Annotated in this window: 21 protein-coding genes; 9 read left to right on the top strand and 12 right to left on the bottom strand. The window is 71.3% G+C overall.

Annotated elements, in window-relative coordinates; translation table 11 throughout:
* The first annotated feature begins 221 nt into the window (after positions 1-221).
* A complete protein-coding gene (locus tag MCBMB27_RS20240) occupies positions 222-1370 on the top strand; it encodes a methyl-accepting chemotaxis protein (RefSeq protein ID WP_236952758.1) in 1149 nt (382 codons plus the stop codon).
* 40 nt (positions 1371-1410) lie between these two features.
* Here MCBMB27_RS20240 and uraD read toward each other — a convergent pair whose 3' ends face one another.
* The 5 genes from uraD to MCBMB27_RS20215 all read right to left on the bottom strand — a co-directional run bounded on the left by uraD (position 1411) and on the right by MCBMB27_RS20215 (position 3802).
* The gene (uraD, locus tag MCBMB27_RS20235; RefSeq protein ID WP_210187508.1) at positions 1411-1920 is read right to left on the bottom strand and encodes a 2-oxo-4-hydroxy-4-carboxy-5-ureidoimidazoline decarboxylase; all 510 of its coding nucleotides are present in this window, start codon (positions 1918-1920) and stop codon (positions 1411-1413) included.
* Between the two features lie 352 nt (positions 1921-2272).
* Positions 2273-2578: a DUF2934 domain-containing protein gene (locus MCBMB27_RS30930; RefSeq protein WP_043379099.1), complete on the bottom strand. Its 306-nt coding sequence runs from the start codon at positions 2576-2578 to the stop codon at positions 2273-2275.
* A gap of 13 nt (positions 2579-2591) precedes the next feature.
* Positions 2592-2762, bottom strand: a complete 171-nt coding sequence (locus MCBMB27_RS20225) for a DUF3606 domain-containing protein (RefSeq protein WP_075381142.1) — start codon at positions 2760-2762, stop codon at positions 2592-2594.
* A gap of 253 nt (positions 2763-3015) precedes the next feature.
* Positions 3016-3354: a membrane protein insertion efficiency factor YidD gene (gene yidD / locus MCBMB27_RS20220; protein WP_075381141.1), complete on the bottom strand. Its 339-nt coding sequence runs from the start codon at positions 3352-3354 to the stop codon at positions 3016-3018.
* A gap of 4 nt (positions 3355-3358) precedes the next feature.
* Positions 3359-3802: an iron-sulfur cluster assembly scaffold protein gene (locus tag MCBMB27_RS20215; protein WP_043355362.1), complete on the bottom strand. Its 444-nt coding sequence runs from the start codon at positions 3800-3802 to the stop codon at positions 3359-3361.
* 239 nt (positions 3803-4041) lie between these two features.
* Between MCBMB27_RS20215 and folE the strand changes: the two genes are divergently transcribed.
* From folE to MCBMB27_RS20195, 4 genes are all read left to right on the top strand, one after another.
* Entirely contained in the window at positions 4042-4860 is an 819-nt protein-coding gene (gene folE / locus MCBMB27_RS20210) for a GTP cyclohydrolase I FolE (RefSeq protein ID WP_043379097.1), read from the top strand.
* A gap of 20 nt (positions 4861-4880) precedes the next feature.
* Complete coding sequence (hisI, locus tag MCBMB27_RS20205; protein WP_075381140.1) at positions 4881-5303, top strand: phosphoribosyl-AMP cyclohydrolase; 423 nt, start codon at positions 4881-4883, stop codon at positions 5301-5303.
* Positions 5300-6283, top strand: a complete 984-nt coding sequence (locus tag MCBMB27_RS20200) for a patatin-like phospholipase family protein (protein ID WP_043379096.1) — start codon at positions 5300-5302, stop codon at positions 6281-6283. Before hisI ends, MCBMB27_RS20200 begins: the two co-directional genes overlap by 4 nt.
* 97 nt (positions 6284-6380) lie before the next feature.
* Positions 6381-7952 carry an alkaline phosphatase D family protein gene (locus tag MCBMB27_RS20195; protein ID WP_075381139.1) on the top strand — a complete coding sequence of 524 codons (1572 nt, stop codon included), beginning with the start codon at positions 6381-6383 and terminating at the stop codon, positions 7950-7952.
* 179 nt (positions 7953-8131) lie between these two features.
* Here the strand turns inward: MCBMB27_RS20195 and MCBMB27_RS20190 are convergent, their stop codons facing one another.
* Entirely contained in the window at positions 8132-8563 is a 432-nt protein-coding gene (locus tag MCBMB27_RS20190) for a CBS domain-containing protein (protein ID WP_043355353.1), read from the bottom strand.
* A gap of 131 nt (positions 8564-8694) precedes the next feature.
* A complete protein-coding gene (locus MCBMB27_RS20185; RefSeq protein ID WP_043355351.1) occupies positions 8695-9516 on the bottom strand; it encodes a rhomboid family intramembrane serine protease in 822 nt (273 codons plus the stop codon).
* A 350-nt stretch (positions 9517-9866) separates the two neighbouring features.
* Here MCBMB27_RS20185 and MCBMB27_RS20180 point away from each other — a divergent pair, with 350 nt between their 5' ends.
* Positions 9867-10466 carry a PAS domain-containing protein gene (locus tag MCBMB27_RS20180; RefSeq protein WP_043379090.1) on the top strand — a complete coding sequence of 200 codons (600 nt, stop codon included), beginning with the start codon at positions 9867-9869 and terminating at the stop codon, positions 10464-10466.
* 230 nt (positions 10467-10696) lie between these two features.
* Positions 10697-11338: a PilZ domain-containing protein gene (locus MCBMB27_RS20175; RefSeq protein WP_043355343.1), complete on the top strand. Its 642-nt coding sequence runs from the start codon at positions 10697-10699 to the stop codon at positions 11336-11338.
* Positions 11339-11365: 27 nt separating this feature from the next.
* Here the strand turns inward: MCBMB27_RS20175 and MCBMB27_RS20170 are convergent, their stop codons facing one another.
* Together MCBMB27_RS20170 and MCBMB27_RS20165 are read right to left on the bottom strand one after the other, a co-directional pair.
* Positions 11366-11947 carry an SCO family protein gene (locus MCBMB27_RS20170; RefSeq protein ID WP_043355341.1) on the bottom strand — a complete coding sequence of 194 codons (582 nt, stop codon included), beginning with the start codon at positions 11945-11947 and terminating at the stop codon, positions 11366-11368.
* A gap of 105 nt (positions 11948-12052) precedes the next feature.
* Positions 12053-12556, bottom strand: a complete 504-nt coding sequence (locus MCBMB27_RS20165) for a PRC-barrel domain-containing protein (protein ID WP_043355339.1) — start codon at positions 12554-12556, stop codon at positions 12053-12055.
* Positions 12557-12734: 178 nt separating this feature from the next.
* On the opposite strand from MCBMB27_RS20165, the gene MCBMB27_RS20160 reads away from it, so the two are divergent.
* Together MCBMB27_RS20160 and MCBMB27_RS20155 are read left to right on the top strand one after the other, a co-directional pair.
* Entirely contained in the window at positions 12735-13205 is a 471-nt protein-coding gene (locus MCBMB27_RS20160) for a tRNA (cytidine(34)-2'-O)-methyltransferase (protein ID WP_043355337.1), read from the top strand.
* Between the two features lie 589 nt (positions 13206-13794).
* Positions 13795-14151, top strand: a complete 357-nt coding sequence (locus MCBMB27_RS20155) for a hypothetical protein (protein WP_043355336.1) — start codon at positions 13795-13797, stop codon at positions 14149-14151.
* Here MCBMB27_RS20155 and MCBMB27_RS20150 read toward each other — a convergent pair.
* The 3 genes from MCBMB27_RS20150 to MCBMB27_RS20140 form a co-directional block, all read right to left on the bottom strand.
* Positions 14145-15143, bottom strand: a complete 999-nt coding sequence (locus MCBMB27_RS20150) for a lytic transglycosylase domain-containing protein (RefSeq protein ID WP_043759864.1) — start codon at positions 15141-15143, stop codon at positions 14145-14147. The genes MCBMB27_RS20155 and MCBMB27_RS20150 overlap by 7 nt on opposite strands.
* Before the next feature lie 6 nt (positions 15144-15149).
* Positions 15150-16061: a CsgG/HfaB family protein gene (locus tag MCBMB27_RS20145; RefSeq protein WP_043379424.1), complete on the bottom strand. Its 912-nt coding sequence runs from the start codon at positions 16059-16061 to the stop codon at positions 15150-15152.
* A gap of 116 nt (positions 16062-16177) precedes the next feature.
* Entirely contained in the window at positions 16178-16675 is a 498-nt protein-coding gene (locus tag MCBMB27_RS20140) for a curli assembly protein CsgF (RefSeq protein WP_043759862.1), read from the bottom strand.
* Positions 16676-16678: the final 3 nt, after the last annotated feature.

The raw sequence follows: 16678 nt of genomic DNA, 5'->3' as shown, positions 1-16678 counted from the left end.
GCAGCGCCGCCGATTGCACTTCCGCAGAGTGCTATATCGGCGGCGGGCAGATCCGGTTATCCTTCACCATTGATTGAAGGTTCTGTGCGAGGGTCCGCTTCGATTCGGATATCGGAGTGTCCCGCATGTTCAGTTTGCGTCGGCAGCGTCACGTTTCTGACGCGGTCGCAACCCCGGTCATAACGCCTGCGCCGTCCACAATTCCGGCGGCGGCGCTGATCGTGGAACCTCTGCGTCCCGAACCCGAATCGACCGTCGATCGCGAGTGGCTGTCGCTCCTGGCGCGCCTGTCTGCCTCCGCCTCCGACGCCGGGACCTCCATCGGCTGGATGACCCACGACGCCTCCGGCACCGCCGAGCAGGCCCGTCTGATCGCGGCAGCGAGCGAGGAACTCGCCGCGACGACGGGGGAGATCGCCGCCCGCTCCTCCTCGGCGGCCGAGACTGCCGAGACGGCCCGGGCCGGTATCGTCACCTGCGTGGGCGACCTTCACCGCGCCACCGAAGGCATGCGCGGGATCGAAGAGGGGACTGAAGAGATCGGCAGCCGGCTCGACAGCTTCTCGACCGCCGCCCTGCGGATCGAGGAGATGGCCGGCACCATCGCGGCGATCTCGGCCCAGACCAATCTGCTGGCGCTCAACGCCACCATCGAGGCGGCACGGGCCGGCGAGGCCGGCCGCGGCTTCGCGGTGGTCGCCGCGGAGGTCAAGACGCTGTCGGCGCAGACCGCCAAGGCGACCGACGAGATCCGGGCGCGGGTCAGCGGCCTGCGCGAGGAGATGGCGGCGATGCAGGCCGCGGTGACCCGCAGCCGCAACGCCGTCGAGGCCGGCGCCTCCGCGATGATGCGGGCCAATGCCCGCGTCGAGGCCGAGAGTGGCGCCGTGGCGAATGTGGCGGCGCAGATGCGCGAGGCCTCGGAGATCCTCGGCCAGCAGATGCAGGCCACCGGCGACATCGCCCAGAATGTCGGCCGCATCGCGGAAGGCACCGACAAGGCGCGCCGGGAGATCGGTGACGCCCTGGCGCAGTTGAGTCGGATCGAGGATCTGGGGCGCACCCTGCTCGATCGCCAGATCGGGACCAGCGCGGATCAGCAAGTGATCCGCCTTTCGGCGGATTGCGCGGCCTGGCGCCGCGCGATCGCGGCGACCCTGGTCGGGATGCGCTCGACCGACACGCCGCCGGAGGGGATCCCCGCCGATTCGACGCGCGCCGCCGCCATCGAGCGGCCGCTGGCGCAGGCCCGCGAACAGGCAGCCGCCCTGATCCGCCACGTGCGCAGCCAGGCCTGGGATCAGGCGACCACGGCCTTCGTCGCCTTCGAGGCGGCCGTGAAGGAGGCCCGGTCGGCGATCGAGGCCTGAGACCCGGGCCGGTTCCGGGACCGCCGCGTCGCGGGTCGTCTTACGGCGTGATCAGGCGGTCCAGGCGCATCCGGGTAATCTGGGCGACCTCCTCCAGCGCGGTCGCTTCCTCGACCGCCGGATCCCGGCCGAGCCGAGCCTCGAAGATGGACCGGATCTCGGCCCGTCCCCGGCCTCGCACGGCGATGATGAACGGGAAGCCGAAGCGCGCCCGGTAGGCGGCATTCAGGCGGTCGAAGACTTGCGCGTCGGCCTCGCCCATGCGGTCGAGGCCCGCACTCCCCTGCTCGCTCGCGGAATCCGCGGTGAGGCTGCGGGCGCGGGCCTCGGGCCCGGCGAGTTCCGGATGGCCGTTCAGGAAGGCGCGGCGGGTTTCGGCGGGGGCGGCACGCACCGCCGCCATCATCGCCGCGTGCAGATCCGCGATGTCGGCGAAGGGCCGCCGGGCCCAGGCGGCCCGAGCCACCCAGGGCGCATGCTCGAAGACGCTGCCGAGGAGCGCCTCGAAGGCCGGCGCATCCATGTCGTTCAGGGCGGCGAGACCGGTCACGCGACCAGTCCCGTCTTCGCACCGGGCCGGGCTCGGGCAGCGGGGACGGAGGGCTTCAACGGGGGCTCCTGTCGCACGGGTGAGCGGACGGCCCGTTGCGGTGGAGACCGGGCCTTCGGGGCCGAAAGTTTCTCATGGCGCGCGACCGCGCAAGGCCCAGCGCAGATCGCGCCCTGCGCGTTGCGCGGCCATGCGGGCGATCCCCCGCGACCTTGTGGTGGCCCTCCACCAATCTCGCACAGGCCGTCCCCGCCGACCAGATGCCGCGGCCCGGGCGGCCTCATCCCGGGGGCTGTCATCCCGCGCCGCCTGGTCGATGGCGGATGATGCCCCGGTCTCGCTAGACCGCCGCTCAGGCCGGCGGCGAACCGGATGCCGGATGGTTCGGCCGATCCGCGCTCTTCCGGCGCTCCCGCTCCTTGCGCAATTCCCGCTCGGCCAGCAGCCAGAACTCGATCTCGAAACCCTCCGGCCGGTGGTTGCGCTCCCAGAGTTCGTAGGCCCGCTCGCGGATCTGCTCGAACGTGAGGGCATCGGGCGACCTGGCCGGAGGCTGGGTTACAGCGTCGTCGGATCCGGACGAGGGCCCGGGCTCGACCGACGGCGTCACCGCCGCCGGAAGCTCCGGAGGCGGTCGGAAATCGGGGGGCACGTCCACGATGCCACCGCGCTCAGGAGGCCGGCTTGTCGAGATAGGCGGCCACGCTCGTGATCCGGCTTCCAACCATGGTCACAGCCTTGCGCAGCCGCTCCTCGCTGACGCCGAAGCGCTGTGCCCACTCCTCGCGGATGGCGCGGTCATAGATGTCGATATGCGTCTTGCCTCTGAATTCGGTGGACATTCTGTGCCCGCTCCGGTTCGCCGTGAGCCGCGGACATGCCGGGCTCTCCGCAAGGACAACCGGGGTCGAAGCCTTCGGTTGCGGCCGGTCGCACGGCGAGCGCCGCCGGCTCGCGGACCGTATCCCGTACCGGGTGGACAAGGCCCTGTGACGGGCCGGAGCGGCCAGACGCCGGAGCGGGCGGGCTGTTCGGCGCCTGGGCATCGACCCCGTCGCCTGCTGCTTCAGCTGAAACAGGCCGGGATCGCGACCTTCACCGCGCGTCCGCTCCACGCCCCTCCGCCACCGACTCACAGGCGAAGGGTGACGGCGGCGCCTCGACGCCGCGCCAGCGGCCATAGGTCCAGGGGCGGTACCACGCTGCCCTCGCGGGCAGCTGCTCCGGCACGAGATCGATCCCGTGGGTTCCGAACGGGCCGCAGCGGCAGATCCGGGCGACGCCCATCCAGCCGCCGGGCCAGACCCCGTGCCGGGCGATGGCCGTGTCGGTGTATTCGGAGCAGCTCGGCCAATGACGGCATTGGCGGCCGATCAGACCCGACAGTGTGAGCTGATACAGGCGGATCGCCCAATGGGCGGCGCGCCGGACCATGCCCTCAGGCGGCCCGTCGCTTGGCGGCGATCTGATCGAGGGCGTCCACCACCGCGTCGAAGGTCAGGAGCGTCGAGGCATGGCGCGCCTTGAACGCCCGCACCGGCTCCAGCACCGCGAGGTCCGCCCAGGCGCCGTCGGGCGCAGGCCCGTTCTCCTTGAGCATCGCCCGCATGGTCTCGCGGACGCCGCGCAGCTCCTCCGCCGTGGTGCCGACCACGTGCCGGCCCATCAGCGACGAGGAGGCCTGCCCCAGGGCGCAGGCCCTCACCTCGTGGGCGAAATCCGTCACCCGGCCGTCCTCGCCGAGGACGAGGTCGACCGTCACGGTCGAGCCGCACAGGCGGGAATGGGCGGTGGCGCTGGCATCCGGGTTCTCCAGCCGACCGAGCCGGGGGATATCGGCGGCGAGTTCCAGGATACGGCGGTTGTAGATATCGTCGAGCATCGGGTCCTCAACCGGAGGCGTCAATCCCATCGGGACTCTGCCGCGTGCATCGCGCATTGCGCGTTGCCCCGCGAACGATGATATAGGCGCCGTACGGTCGCTTCGCGAGGAGGCGGGCCGTCGACCAGGGTCGCGCCCACGGCCACGGTGGTGCTCACGGCTTTAGACCATCCCGGGGCGCCGGCTTGAAACCTTTTCGAGCCCGGGAACTTCCCTCGAACGCCCGACCCGATCCGACGATGTACGCAAAGCCCGACAGCACCCCGATGAAGTCCCGCATCGCGCGGGCCGGAGATGCCATGGATGCCGCGCTCAAATCCTTGTCCTACCAGGGCGATGGCCAGGGTTTCGGCCGGAACGGGAGTGATGGGCAAGGGCTGAACGGCATGCGCAATGACAATCGGCCGGTGGATGACGGGCGTCCCATCGAGGTCGCGCCCGAGCCGGCTTCCGCCACCCGCGTCCCGGACGGGATCGAGACCGGCCGCCCGAGCCGCGCCGAGGCCGAGGCCGCCGTGCGCACGCTCCTGCGCTGGGCCGGCGACGATCCGACCCGCGAGGGCCTGCTCGACACGCCGGCCCGGGTCACCAAGGCCTACGAGCAGCTGTTCGGCGGCTATGGGGTCGATGCCGAGAAGCTCCTCGAACGCGTCTTCGAGGAGGTCGAGGGCTACTCGGACATCGTGCTGGTGCGCGACATCCCGTTCCACTCCCATTGCGAGCACCACATGGTGCCGTTCATGGGCCTCGCCCACATCGCCTACTACCCGACCCGGGGCGTGGTCGGCCTGTCGAAGCTCGCCCGCGTGGTCGACACCTTCGCCCGCCGCCTGCAGACCCAGGAGACGATGACCGCCCAGATCGCCGACGTGATCGAGAGCATCCTCAAGCCCCGCGGCGTCGCCGTGATGGTGGAGGCCGAGCATCTCTGCATGGCGATGCGCGGCGTCCAGAAGGCCGGCGTCTCGACCATCACCAGCCAGTTCCGCGGCGTCTTCAAGGACAATGCCAACGAGCAGGTCCGCTTCCTGACCCTGGTGCGCGGCGGCGCCAAGTAGCCTCAGGCGACGACCTGCCCATGACTGCCCGCGACATCGCTTTCGCTCCCCCCGGCACCCGCGCCGAGGTCGAGGAAGGTACGGCCCTCACGCCCCGATTCGACCGCGACGGGCTCGTCGCCTGCATCGCGGTGGACGCGCAAGACGGGCGGGTGCTGATGCTCGCCCACATGAACGCCGAATCGCTGGCGCGCACGCTCGAGACCGGCGAGGCTTGGTACTGGTCGCGCTCGCGGGGCGAACTCTGGCACAAGGGGGCGACCAGCGGTCAGATCCAGCGCGTGGTCGAGATGCGGGTCGATTGCGATCAGGACGCCCTGCTGATCCGCGTCGAGGTCGGGGGCGACGGCGGCTGCTGCCACACCGGCCGGCGGGACTGCTTCTACCGCAGCGTCGTCCGTGAGGCGGACGGCCGGATCGTCCTGAAGGCCGCCGGGCGATGAACCACCCTCTTGCCACACGGTGGCAAGACGAATCCGCCGATCCCCATTTCCTTCCCGGAACCGTCGAGCCGGTCCGGCCGTCGCCGAGTGCCGGACCGCGGGTCGGGCTCGCGCTCGGCGGGGGCTCGGCCCGGGGCTGGGCGCATATCGGGGTGATCCGTGCCCTCGAGGAAGCCGGCATCCATCCGACCGTTGTGGCGGGCTGCTCCATCGGCGCGGTGGTCGGCGCCTGCTACGCGGCCGGGCGCCTCGACCGGCTCGAAGCCTTCGCCCGGGCGCTGACCCGGCGCCGCGTCGTCGGGCTCATCGATCCCCGTCTGCCGGGCTCCGGCCTGATCGCCGGCAACCGCCTGCGTCAGCGCCTCGCGGCGGATCTCGGCGCGCGCCGCATCGAGACGCTGCCCATCCGCTTCGGCTGCGTCGCCACCGAGTACGGCACCGGCGACGAGATCAGCCTCACCGAGGGCCCGGCGGTGGATGCGGTGCGCGCCTCCTACGCGATTCCCGGCCTGTTCCCACCGGTGGCCCACGCGGGCCGCGTGCTGATGGACGGGACTCTGGTCAACCCGGTGCCGGTGGCGTTGGCCCGGGCGCTGGGTGCCGACCTGGTCATCTGCGTGAACCTCAACGGCGATACCGGCGGTCCGGTGGTGCGCGAGGCGCCGCATCCGCCCCCGCGCCGGGGCCTTCTGCAGGTGGTGCGCGGACGCCTGCCGGGTTTCGACCGTCCCGAGCCCGAGCTCGCCGTACCGGGCATCGCCCGGGTGGTGCTCGACGCCTTCAACACCACCCAGGATCGGATCTCGCGGGCGCGGCTGGAACGCGACCCGCCGGACGTCGCCATCGGCCCGGATCTCGGCGCCTTCGGGCTGTTCGATTTCCACCGCGCCGCGGAGGGCATTGCTCTGGGGCACCGCGCCGCCCGGGCCGCCCTGCCCCGGATCCGCACTATGCTTGAAGGTGCCGCGGCTCGGGCGTGAGGCTGTCGGGACCCGATCCAGCCCGCCTGCGTGCCCGCCCGTCATCCGGCTGTCGCGACCGCCTGCGATGGGCGCCCTGCATACTGGAGGGCTTCCAATGTATACGAGTCGCCGTCAGATCCTGCTGTCCGGGGGCGCGAGCCTCGTCGGGCTGGCCTCCGGCCTCGGGCGCCCCAGCCTGAGCCGTGCCGCCGACCGGCCGGTCCTCACACACGGCCTGCAATCGGGCGATGTCGGCACCGACTCGGCGGTCGTCTGGGCGCGCTCCGACCGGCCCGCCCGGGCGATCGTCGAATGGGCGACCACCGAGAGCTTTTCCGACATCCGCGGCGGCGTCTTCGCCGACGCGCTGCCCGAGACCGATGGCACCGTGAAGGTGGCCCTGACCGGGCTGCCGGCCGGCCAGGACGTGTTCTACCGGGTCCGCCTCCAGGACATCGCCTCTCCGACGATCGTCGGACCGGCTCAGATCGGCCGGTTCCGTACCGCGCCGGCGGACAGGCGCACGGTGTCGTTCTGCTGGTCGGGCGACACGGCGGGCCAGGGCTGGGGCATCGACGAGGCCCGCGGCGGCATGACGATCTACTCGGCCATCCTGAAGAACCGGCCGGACTTCTTCATCCATTCCGGCGACACGATCTACGCCGACGGGCCGATCCAGTCCGAGGTGAAGCTCCCCGACGGCAGCCTGTGGCGCAACCGGGTCACCGAGGAGGTGGCCAAGCCCGCCGAGACGCTCGCGGAGTTCCGGGGCCGGCACAAGTACAACCTCACCGACCGGAACGTGCTGTCGATGAACGCCGCCGTGCCGATCCTGGCGCAGTGGGACGACCACGAGGTCACCAACAACTGGTGGCCGGGCGAACCCCTCACCCGGGCCGAGCACCTCAAGAAGAAATACTCCGACCCGAACGTCCTGGCCCTGCAGCTGCGGGCGGCCAAGGCGTTTCACGAGTACATGCCGATGCGCTTCGAGCCGGCGGAACCCGGCCGGGTCTACCGCAAGATCGCCTACGGTCCGCTGGTCGACGTGTTCATGCTCGACATGCGCTCCTACCGGGGGCCGAACGGCGAGAACAAGCAGACGGAGTACGGCCCCGAATCCCACTTCCTCGGGCCGCAGCAACTCGCGTGGCTGAAGCAGGCGCTGCTCGACTCCCGCGCGACCTGGAAGGTGATCGCCGCCGACATGCCCCTCGGCCTCGTGGTGACCTACGACGTCGACCGGAATTTCGGCTCGGAGGCGGTGGCGCAGGGCGACGGGCCGCCCCTGGGGCGCGAACTGGAGATCGCCGACCTCCTGCGCTTCATCAAGAGCGCGGGGATCCGCAACACGGTCTGGCTCACGGCCGACGTGCACTACACGGCCGCCCACTACTACGACCCCAACAAGGCGCAGTTCCAGGATTTCGACCCGTTCTGGGAGTTCGTCTCCGGCCCGCTGCACGCGGGCACCTTCGGGCCGAACGCCCTGGACAACACGTTCGGGCCGCAGCTGCGCTTCGTGAAGGCGCCCGACAAGGGTCAGGTGAACCTGTCGCCGGCCGCCGGCTACCAGTTCTTCGGCCACGTGGCGGTGGACGGTCGGACCGAGCAGATGACTGTGACCCTCAAGGACGCGGCCGACACCGACCTCTGGCACGTCACCCTCGATCCCATGAAGGCGTGAAACGGACCGCGGGCGATCATGGGCTTGAGCTGTCGGCCCGCTCGTCCGTCGACGCGGAGGCGCGCAGGTCCCCTCTCCCGTGCGGGAGAGGGCGCGCGTCGCGCTCCGGCACCGCCGGCCTGCTCTGAACCGGTGAAGCCCGGGGGCGGAGGGCGCGAGAGACGTGAGGCTTCGCGCCCCTACGCCATCGTGATGTAGTCGCGCAGGGCCTGCTGCTCGGCCTCGACGGAGGCGATCTTGCGCGCCACCACGTCGCCGATCGAGACGAGGCCGATCAGCCGCCCGTCCTCGCAGACCGGCACGTGGCGGAAGCGCCCGTCGGTCATCAGCGCCATGACCTCCTCGATCGTGGTGCTCCGACCGCAAGTCGTGACCGCGGTGGTCATATGGGCCGAGACCGGCGCGTCGAAGGCCGAGCCTCCGTGCCGGGCCAGCGCACGCATGATGTCCCGCTCGGAGATGATGCCCGCCACCGTCCCGTCGGCATGGGCGGCCACCAGGGCACCGATCCGCTTGTCGGCGAGGATCTGGATCACGTCCTCCAGTGTCTTGTCGGGGCTCACGGTGACGACGGAGCTTCCCTTCTCGGCGAGGATGCGTGCGACGGTCATGGCTCTCTCCCTTGTGACGCGTCCGGTACGCCGTCAGCCCGCGGCGCCCTGATTGCGTTCTCGGCCGGGTTGGGCCCGGCGCGTTCACATTGTGGCGAGTGTGTGACCGATCCGGCCGGATGGCAAGGTGCTCAGTGCCGCCGCGGCTCCCGAGGATCGACGAGAGGGAACAGGAAGAAGCCCGCGATGAAGCCGCCGAGATGCGCGTCCCAGGCGATGGCGGCGTTCTCGCCGACCAGCGGCATGCTGACGAGGCCGAAGAGCAGGTTGGTCAGGAGCCAGATCACCAGGAACGACACGGCCGTCCGGTTGCGCAGCAATTCGGGGATCGTCTCGGCGGGCCGGGCCGGCGGCACCTGCCAGGCCGGCGCGCCGTAGCCGGAGACCGGCGGCTGGAACACGAAGCGGGCGGCGGCCGCCATCAGGGCCGAGATCCCCGCCGAGGCGCCGACCAGCGGCCCGGCGCCCAGGGGATCGATCAGGATGTGGAACAGGCCCCCGGCCGCGGTGCCGGCAAGGGCGAGGACGCACCAGCGCAGGGCGCCGCAGCGGCGCGCCACCGGGGCGCCGAAGGCCGCGAGCCAGACGCTGTTGAAGATCACGTGCATCCACGAGCCGTGCAGCAGCGCGTAGGTGACGAGCGTCCAGGGCTGGAGGGCGTGCTCGCCCACGATGTAGCGGGCGAAGGCCTCGCGGGCCGCCTCCAGGCTGGGATCGCCCGTATCGGCGGCCGCGCGGATCACCTCGGTGGCCTGGCCGGGATCGAACCAGAGGGTCCAGCGCGCCGGGATCAGCGCCAGGTCGAGGACGAGGCGGATGTCCCAGGTGTCCGGCAGCAGGAACTCGCGCACCGCCTGGATCGCCAGAAGAAGCCCGATCGCGAGGGTGACAACCCCCGGCATGTTGAACACGGGCACGCGGCTCTGCCGCGGAAAGTCGGGGGAGGCATCCATCGCGGCACCATGTCGGGGCGCGGCGCGACTGGGCAAGCCCCGGCGACGTATTGAAGCTCGCAAAGACGCAGAGGATACCAGTCCATCACACGGCGCCCATCTGTCTTCGCACCGGTTCCGCCCCGGATGACGGCTGAGCGCCGCGCGGGGTGCGACGATTGTGTCGCCGGCCCTGACGCGCTAACCCCCGGGCCGCGCGTCGCCGGTCGGTCCAGCGATGCGCGGACGCACCGGGCCGGCACGGCCCATGCGCCCAGACGCGGTGAGCGCCCGGATCGGCCCGTCACACCCGCGCGGATGTGCCAGAGTGATCCGGGGATGAACCACAGGCGTTGAGAATCGGGACACCGATGAAACATCCCACCAGCCGCATGCTCCACGCCTACTGGGAGCGCCTGCGCGGAGAGCGGGCTGCTCCGGAGCGCGCCGAGATCGAGCCGGGCGAGATCCGGCACCTTCTCGCCGACAGCCTGATCTTGGAACTCGACATGCTCGCCCGTTCCGCGACGATCCGGCTCGCAGGGACGCGGGTCTGCGCCCTGTATGGCCGTGAGCTGAAGGGTGAGCCCTTCGCCCGGCTCTGGGGTTCCCGGGCGCCGGATCCCTGGCGGATCGTCGAGATCGTCGCCAGCGACACGCTCGGCGTCGTGGCGGGCCTGCGCGGCACGAATGCGGCCGGCGAGGCGGCGGACCTCGAACTCCTGCTCCTGCCCCTGCGCCACCGCGGCCGGACCCAGGTCCGCGCCCTCGGCACCCTGAGCCTCGACGGTGCGCCGCACTGGCTCGGCCTGCGCCCGCTGATGGAAGCCGAGACAACCTCCCTGCGCATCCTGCCCAGCCGCCGTCCCGAGGCGGGGCCGCCCGCCCGCACCGCCGTGCGCACGAGCGCCACCTATCCCGGACCGGTGCGCCACGGTCACCTCCTCGTCCACGCCGGCGGGCGTGCCTGAGGATTGTATTCATTCGAAGATTCACTGGGATGACGCTCGCTGCCACGAGCGGATCCGCGCGGGAATCCGAGAACACCGTCACGGCGAAAGTCGATCGCGCCCGTCGAGGCAACGTCCGATAGTGAATGCTTCTACAGGGCCGAAACACGCAGAAGCAGGAAAAAAGGGTTTCGTAACAGTCCGAGCTTAGTCTGTACCGGCCTTTATCTCGGCGTAGGACCTATCTCGGAATGATCGCGGTCGCGGCCACCGCCGGAACAGATCGACGCGGGGCGCCCCCCGAGCCGGCGCGCGGTGCGGCCGACCAGCGCCGGCACCAGCGCGTGCGGGTCGCCGTGCTCGGCCGCTACATGCTGGCCGATCGTCGGGAGTACCCCTGCCAGACGGTGGACATGTCGCCGGGCGGCGTGCGGCTGACCTGCGCGGTGCAGGGCGAAGTCGGCGAACGCGTGGTGCTCTACCTGGAGCATATCGGCCGGATCGAAGGCGTGATCGCCCGCCCCTGCGCGGACGGCTTTGCGGTCCAGCTCAACGCCACGCCGCGCAAGCGGGACAAGCTCGCCTCTCAGCTCACCTGGCTGGCCAACCGGGAGATGCTGGGGCTGCCGGAGGGGCGCTCGCACGAGCGTCTCGTCCCGACCAACACGGCCGTGATCCTGCGCGTCGAGAGCGGCCGCGAGATCAGGGCACGCCTCATCGACATCTCGATGTCGGGCGTGGCGATCTCCTGCCCGGTGCCGCTGCCCCTTGGCGCCGCCGTCACGGTGGGCAGCACGCCGGGGCGGCTGGTCCGCTATTTCGAGGGCGGCTTCGGCGTGCAGTTCCTGCTGCCCCTCTCCCCCGACCGCTTCCATGCCGGGATGACGCTGTAGCGCGTCCCCGGCCGGACCACCCCGCGCTCAGATCTTCCTGGCGAGCTGCGCAGCGACCTCGTCGGCCGGCCGGGTCAGGTCGAGGGCGCCGAGGAAGTGGTTCTGCGCGTCCATGATGTACACCAGGGCGGTATGCTCCATCGTGTAGTCGCCGTCCTTGGCCGGCACCTTGCGGGCATAGGCCCGGTACGCCTTCTCGGTGGCGGTGACCTGCTCGGGGGTCCCGGTGAGGCCGGTGATGCGCGGATCGAAACTCGACAGGTAGGTCTTCAGGCTCGCCGGATCGTCCCGCTCGGGATCCACCGTGATGAAGGCGACCCGCATCGCCTGGCCCTTCGGCCCGAGGGCGGCCAGCACGGCGGAGATCTGCTGCAGGGTGGTCGGGCAGACATCCGGGCAGTGGGTGAAGCCGAAGAACACGAGATGGGTGGCCCCGGCGAAATCGCGCTCGGTCACGGTGCGTCCGTCCTGGTTCACGAGGGTGAACGGGCCGCCGACGCCGGGTACGCCCACCGGCGCCTTGTCGGGCAGGAACGCAAACACCGCCGCCCCGGTGAGGCCCACGAGGCCGAGGCAGAAGGCGAGAAGCGGGACGAGGGCGCGGCGCATGGGACGGGTTCCGACCTCCGGGGGAGGCCGGCACAGCACACAACGGCGCACGGAGGCAAGCCGGCGCGGTGCCGCCGGCCGCCCGGCCCCGCGCCGTCGGCGCGGTCAGGGCTTCTGCGCCGGCTCCCCCGCGGGGCTCGCCGGAGCGGCGCCCTTCGGCGGCTCCTTGCCGAGATAGACGTATTCCGGCGCCGCCCGGAGCTGGTCCTTGGTCGTGTCGATCCGTGCCTGAAGGGTCTTGCCGTCGGTGCGGTCGAGCTTGAGCACGGACGGGTCGACCGCGACGTATTTCGAGCCGATCCCCAGGAAGCCGCCGACCCCGATGATCCAGGCCTTCACGGCGCCCTTCTGGTCGAGGACGAAATCGGCGATCTGCCCGATCGTCTCGTTGGCGCCGTTGACGACGCTGGAGCCGATCAGCTTGCTGGCGACCATGTCGTCGGGGGTCTGAGCCACGAAGGTCGGGCGCAGGTTGTCGGCCATGGTGGCGGGTGCGCCGGGAACCGGGGTCGCGGCGCTGCCGCCGTCCGGCTTGGTGCCGTCGGTCTGCGCCGAGGCGGTGGCGAGGCCGGCCAGCAGGAGGGCCGAGGCGAGGAGCGGGGTGCGCATCGGAGCAGGTCTTTCAGACGGAGGCCGAACATGGGGTGGCGCCGCCTCAAGGTTCTGGCGGGGCTTAAGTTCCGCCCGGTCTCGGCATCGGCGGGGGCCGCCGCAGCGGTTTGCCGGCTGTGCGTCGTCGGCGCGGGTCTTTGACGGCGCGGGCCCCACCCCGCACAAGGCGGGTGTCATGCTCCGTCTCGCCCTCTACCAGCCCGACATTCCCCAGAACACCGGCACGATGCTGCGCATGGCCGCCTGCCTGGGGCTCGCGGTGGAGATCGTGGAACCCGCGGGCTTCGATGTCTCCGACCGGCACCTGCGCCGCTCCGGGCTCGACTACCTCGACCACGTGGCGATCACGCGGCACCGCTCCTTCGCGGCCTTCGCGGCGTGGCGGGCCGAGGCCGGGATCCGGCTCGTCCTCGCAACCACGGCGGGCGCCCTGCCCTACACGGACTTCGCCTTCCGCCCGGACGATTGCGTGATGATGGGACGCGAATCCGCCGGCGTACCGGAGGCGGTGCACGCGGCGGCCGATGCCCGGATCGTGGTGCCGATCCGGCCCGGCCTGCGCTCGCTCAACGTCGCGGTTGCGGCCGCGATGATCGCCGGCGAGGCCCTGCGGCAGGTGGGCGGGCCATCGCGGGCGGGCGTCTAGAATCTGAACACGGCCGGATTGGCCGCGCGAACGGCTGCGTTCGACCCGATACCGTCACTCAGCGGACTGTGACGCCATCCCATAGGCGGACCGTGCGGGCTGCGCGGGGCCGTCGGCAGAGTGATCCGCCCCCCGTGAAGGGGCAGTCCTTTTGGCGCTGCAGCTTGCCGCGCTCCGGGGGATCGCCTTGAGCGGCCCTCACCGACATCCCACCGGATCGCTGTGCCGTTGCCGATCAGGCCCGTCCCGCAGGCATCGGTCGGACGAGGGGGCGCCTGCGCCAGGTTCCGCCGCTTGCAGGCCACCAGGAGCCGGCCGTCTCGCCGACATGACTTGCGGATGTAGAGATGGCCCCCTCGGCGGCGCGGCGGTTCGCCGTGCGCCGGTCGATGCTGCGAAACGGGGCGGCGAAGTCGGGCGGGCCTCGGCCGCGCGCCCGACCGGCGGCCGCGGCCCAGATCTGGCCTCTGGAGTTCGAGCGAAATCAGAATTTCGGAACTGGCAGGATAGGTGAATGTTCTGATAGACGCTGAATAATGTAGTTTCAGGCCGACGCGGCGACTCGCCTGCACGGCCGTGAGGTTCATCCATGTCCGGATTTGCACTGCGGACGATTGTGTTCGCCGCCGCCGCCGCGGGGAGCATCACCGCCGCTGCGGCGCAGGGCGCGCCGGTGCCGAACGTGAACGACTGCACCTTCATCCGCGACCCGACGGCCCTCCGGGACTGCATCGAACTCTATGAGGGGCAGCGCCTCGCGCCCGGCCCGCGACCGGCTGCGTTTCAGCGGGCGCCGGTGATCGACCGGTCCCTGCTTGAGGCGGCAGGCCCAATCCCGGCGGCGGGGGCATCACGGCGCGGGAAGCGGCGCAGGCTTCGGCAGAGCCGCCAGCCGACCACGCCCGCCCAGGCGGTCCGGATCGAGCAGCTCGCGCCCCCTCAGTAGACCGCCTGGACGAGGCAGGTGCGGCCTTCGCCGTTCAGGACCGCGCAGAGGGCCTGCTCGGAGCGCGGCTGCGGGCTCCGTGCCGACGGGCGCTGGGACCTCGTCCTGGCGGAGCGCGCCGTCGACGGCACGGGCCCGTCGCGCAAGACCGGCTCGGTCCCCAGCAGGGACGCAGGACGCAGGAGCGGGTCGGCGCGGCCGGCCCAGGCAGTGCCGAGACTGCGCGGGGCGAGGAAGGCCAGCGCCGTCCCCGGCAGGGACCGGCCGCTCTGCAGGGCCCACTCCTCCAGGGGGCGGCCCGTGATGCGGATCACGTAGTCGCGCGTCTCGGCGGGCATGCCCGAACGGCCGTCGAGCCATCCGCGCACGCGCTGAGGGCCGGCATTGTACGCGGCGGCCGCCAAACCGAGATTGCCGAAGCGCGCGCGGTGCTCGCGCAGGAGTTCGGCGGATTTCGGAATCGCCTCCACGGGATCGAACGGGTTTCGCAGGCCGCGCTCGGCGGCGGTCCCGGGCATGAACTGGGCGATTCCCTGTGCGCCGACCGGACTGACCGCATAGGGATTGAGGCCGCTCTCCTGACGCAGAAGGCGCAGGAAGAAGTCGGGCGGCAGGTCGTTGGCCGCGGCCGCGGTCGCGATCAGCCGGTCCAGGTCGCCATCACCCCGCGAGAACAGCAGTGACGCGGCATCGATCGGCTGGAACGCGCCCCGATCCAGGACCAGAAGGTCGGCCATGGCCGGACTGATCGCCGGACTGATCGCCGGCCACCGGACCAAGCTGGCCACCGGCCCAATCGGCGGCGGCGCACTTTGCGCGAAGGGTGTGAGGTCGGCCGCATCCGGCGCCATCGGGGCACGCGCGGTGCTCGATGCCCGGGGCGCGATGATCGGGGTCAGGGCGGCGGCCAGAACGAGACAGAGGGCGAGCGGCCCCCGCACGCCCCTGCGGCGGTGGCCGAACCGGAGCGGGCGTGCGACGGGCTCCAGCATGGCGGTTCAGGACTTGACCACCACCGGCCCCACCGGCGCCACCGGCGCCTCTGCGGCCGGAACCTCGAGCGGCGTCGGCTTGTCGCGGGCGAGGTACGCGTCGACCAAGCGCGTCCCGAGCACCGGGTCCCGGAAGCGCCAGAGCTTCTTGCGCGTGCCTTCCATGATCGTCGCGTAGACGGCGAGGTCGATCGCCTCGCGGACGGCCATCTGGGTCGGCTCGTTGCGGGTCACGCCCGCCTCGACCTGCAGCAGCTTGGCCACCGCCACGTAGCGGTACGCGTTGGCGTTGAGGGCGACCGAGTAGATCGTCTTCGTCACCGTGACGCTGTTGAGCACCTCGCCGCTCTGCACGGAGACGATGCGCATCGCCACCGTCACCTCGTCGCGCCGGTATTTGGTGTCGCCGCCGATGCCCAGAAGGTTGGCGCCGGCGCCGCCCGTGACGGTGTTGGCATCGTAGCCGATGATGCCGCCCTCCACGATCAGGCCGGCGAACCGGATCGGCGGCAGCGGCTTGGCCTCCACGCCCTCGAATTCCTGGCGCGTGGCCCGGATGAGCTGCCGCTCCTGCAGCAGATTGGCGAGACCGGTGCGCTCCACCACCGAGAACCACTGGCCGCGGCCGGCGCGCCGCAGGGCGTCGACCACGAAGGCGCCCCCGCCCTGCGTGACCGCGCGGGAATATTCCGCGATGTTGTCGTTCGGCTTGTTCTGACCGGTGAGGTCCGGGAAGCTGTAGATCGCGATGTCGACCCGGCGGGTCGGCGGCGGCAGCGTCTCCAGATTGAGGTCGGTGGGCGACGGCGGCGTCACCACCGGGGCCTGGGCAAGCAGCTCCCGCTCCCAGGGGGCGCAGGCGGCGAGGCCCGCACACAGGATGACGGCGCCGACCAGGCTGTTCAGAAGGCTACGCACGGGCAACGCCGTCTCCGTTCCGGTCCGCATGCCGGTCCGCCGCGTCCGCTCGCGCGGCACAGGTCGGCGAAGCCGGCCGCCAAGGATGATCGGTTTCCATCGTCCTGCGCCCGGCTTCAGGGCGCGCCCGAGAGCGGCGTCGTGGCGATCGCGCTGCCGCCGGCAGCCGCCGTCGCCGGGACGACGATGGTGGTGGTCGACTGGCCGTCGAAGATCTGGAGCTGGATGTTGGTCCCCAGACGCTGGAACGTGACCTGGGATCCGCCGAAGCTGTAGCTGCCACTCTGCTGGGCGTTCTCGCCGAAGAGGGCCTGGGTGATCTGGTTCGCCAGCGAGCTGTAGATCTGCGTCTGCAACTGCTGGGCGAAGATTTGACCGGGGGTCTTGGTGTTGGCGTTGCTCTGGGCCGCCGAGAACAGCTGCTGGTCGCGCTGGGCGGACCGTTGCGCGTCGTTCTGGGCGGCGGCCTCGGCCTGCAGCCAGGCGCCGTTCAGGGGGCTTCCCCCGAAGGACGGGTTGATCGGCTGGTAGACGAGGCTGCTGGCCTGCGCCTCTGCGCCCGCAAGGAGAGCCGTGCCGCAGACGAGCGGCCCGAGGAGACGGGACAAGCGCATGGG

Source organism: Methylobacterium phyllosphaerae, assembly GCF_001936175.1.
GTDB classification, from domain to species: Bacteria; Pseudomonadota; Alphaproteobacteria; order Rhizobiales; family Beijerinckiaceae; genus Methylobacterium; species Methylobacterium fujisawaense.
This window is presented reverse-complemented; position numbering and strand designations above follow the sequence as displayed.

Bases quoted from the DNA above. Each gene is read 5' to 3' on its own strand.
- MCBMB27_RS20150 (WP_043759864.1), bottom strand. From the start codon at position 15,143: ATGCTGGAGCCCGTCGCACGCCCGCTCCGGTTCGGCCACCGCCGCAGG.
- MCBMB27_RS20215 (WP_043355362.1), bottom strand. From the start codon at position 3,802: ATGCTCGACGATATCTACAACCGCCGTATCCTGGAACTCGCCGCCGAT.
- MCBMB27_RS20195 (WP_075381139.1), top strand. From the start codon at position 6,381: ATGTATACGAGTCGCCGTCAGATCCTGCTGTCCGGGGGCGCGAGCCTC.
- MCBMB27_RS20185 (WP_043355351.1), bottom strand. From the start codon at position 9,516: ATGGATGCCTCCCCCGACTTTCCGCGGCAGAGCCGCGTGCCCGTGTTC.
- yidD (WP_075381141.1), bottom strand. From the start codon at position 3,354: ATGGTCCGGCGCGCCGCCCATTGGGCGATCCGCCTGTATCAGCTCACA.
- MCBMB27_RS20180 (WP_043379090.1), top strand. From the start codon at position 9,867: ATGAAACATCCCACCAGCCGCATGCTCCACGCCTACTGGGAGCGCCTG.
- MCBMB27_RS20225 (WP_075381142.1), bottom strand. From the start codon at position 2,762: ATGTCCACCGAATTCAGAGGCAAGACGCATATCGACATCTATGACCGC.
- folE (WP_043379097.1), top strand. From the start codon at position 4,042: ATGTACGCAAAGCCCGACAGCACCCCGATGAAGTCCCGCATCGCGCGG.
- hisI (WP_075381140.1), top strand. From the start codon at position 4,881: ATGACTGCCCGCGACATCGCTTTCGCTCCCCCCGGCACCCGCGCCGAG.
- MCBMB27_RS20170 (WP_043355341.1), bottom strand. From the start codon at position 11,947: ATGCGCCGCGCCCTCGTCCCGCTTCTCGCCTTCTGCCTCGGCCTCGTG.
- MCBMB27_RS20190 (WP_043355353.1), bottom strand. From the start codon at position 8,563: ATGACCGTCGCACGCATCCTCGCCGAGAAGGGAAGCTCCGTCGTCACC.
- MCBMB27_RS20200 (WP_043379096.1), top strand. From the start codon at position 5,300: ATGAACCACCCTCTTGCCACACGGTGGCAAGACGAATCCGCCGATCCC.
- MCBMB27_RS20140 (WP_043759862.1), bottom strand. From the start codon at position 16,675: ATGCGCTTGTCCCGTCTCCTCGGGCCGCTCGTCTGCGGCACGGCTCTC.
- MCBMB27_RS20160 (WP_043355337.1), top strand. From the start codon at position 12,735: ATGCTCCGTCTCGCCCTCTACCAGCCCGACATTCCCCAGAACACCGGC.
- MCBMB27_RS20165 (WP_043355339.1), bottom strand. From the start codon at position 12,556: ATGCGCACCCCGCTCCTCGCCTCGGCCCTCCTGCTGGCCGGCCTCGCC.
- MCBMB27_RS20175 (WP_043355343.1), top strand. From the start codon at position 10,697: ATGATCGCGGTCGCGGCCACCGCCGGAACAGATCGACGCGGGGCGCCC.
- MCBMB27_RS20155 (WP_043355336.1), top strand. From the start codon at position 13,795: ATGTCCGGATTTGCACTGCGGACGATTGTGTTCGCCGCCGCCGCCGCG.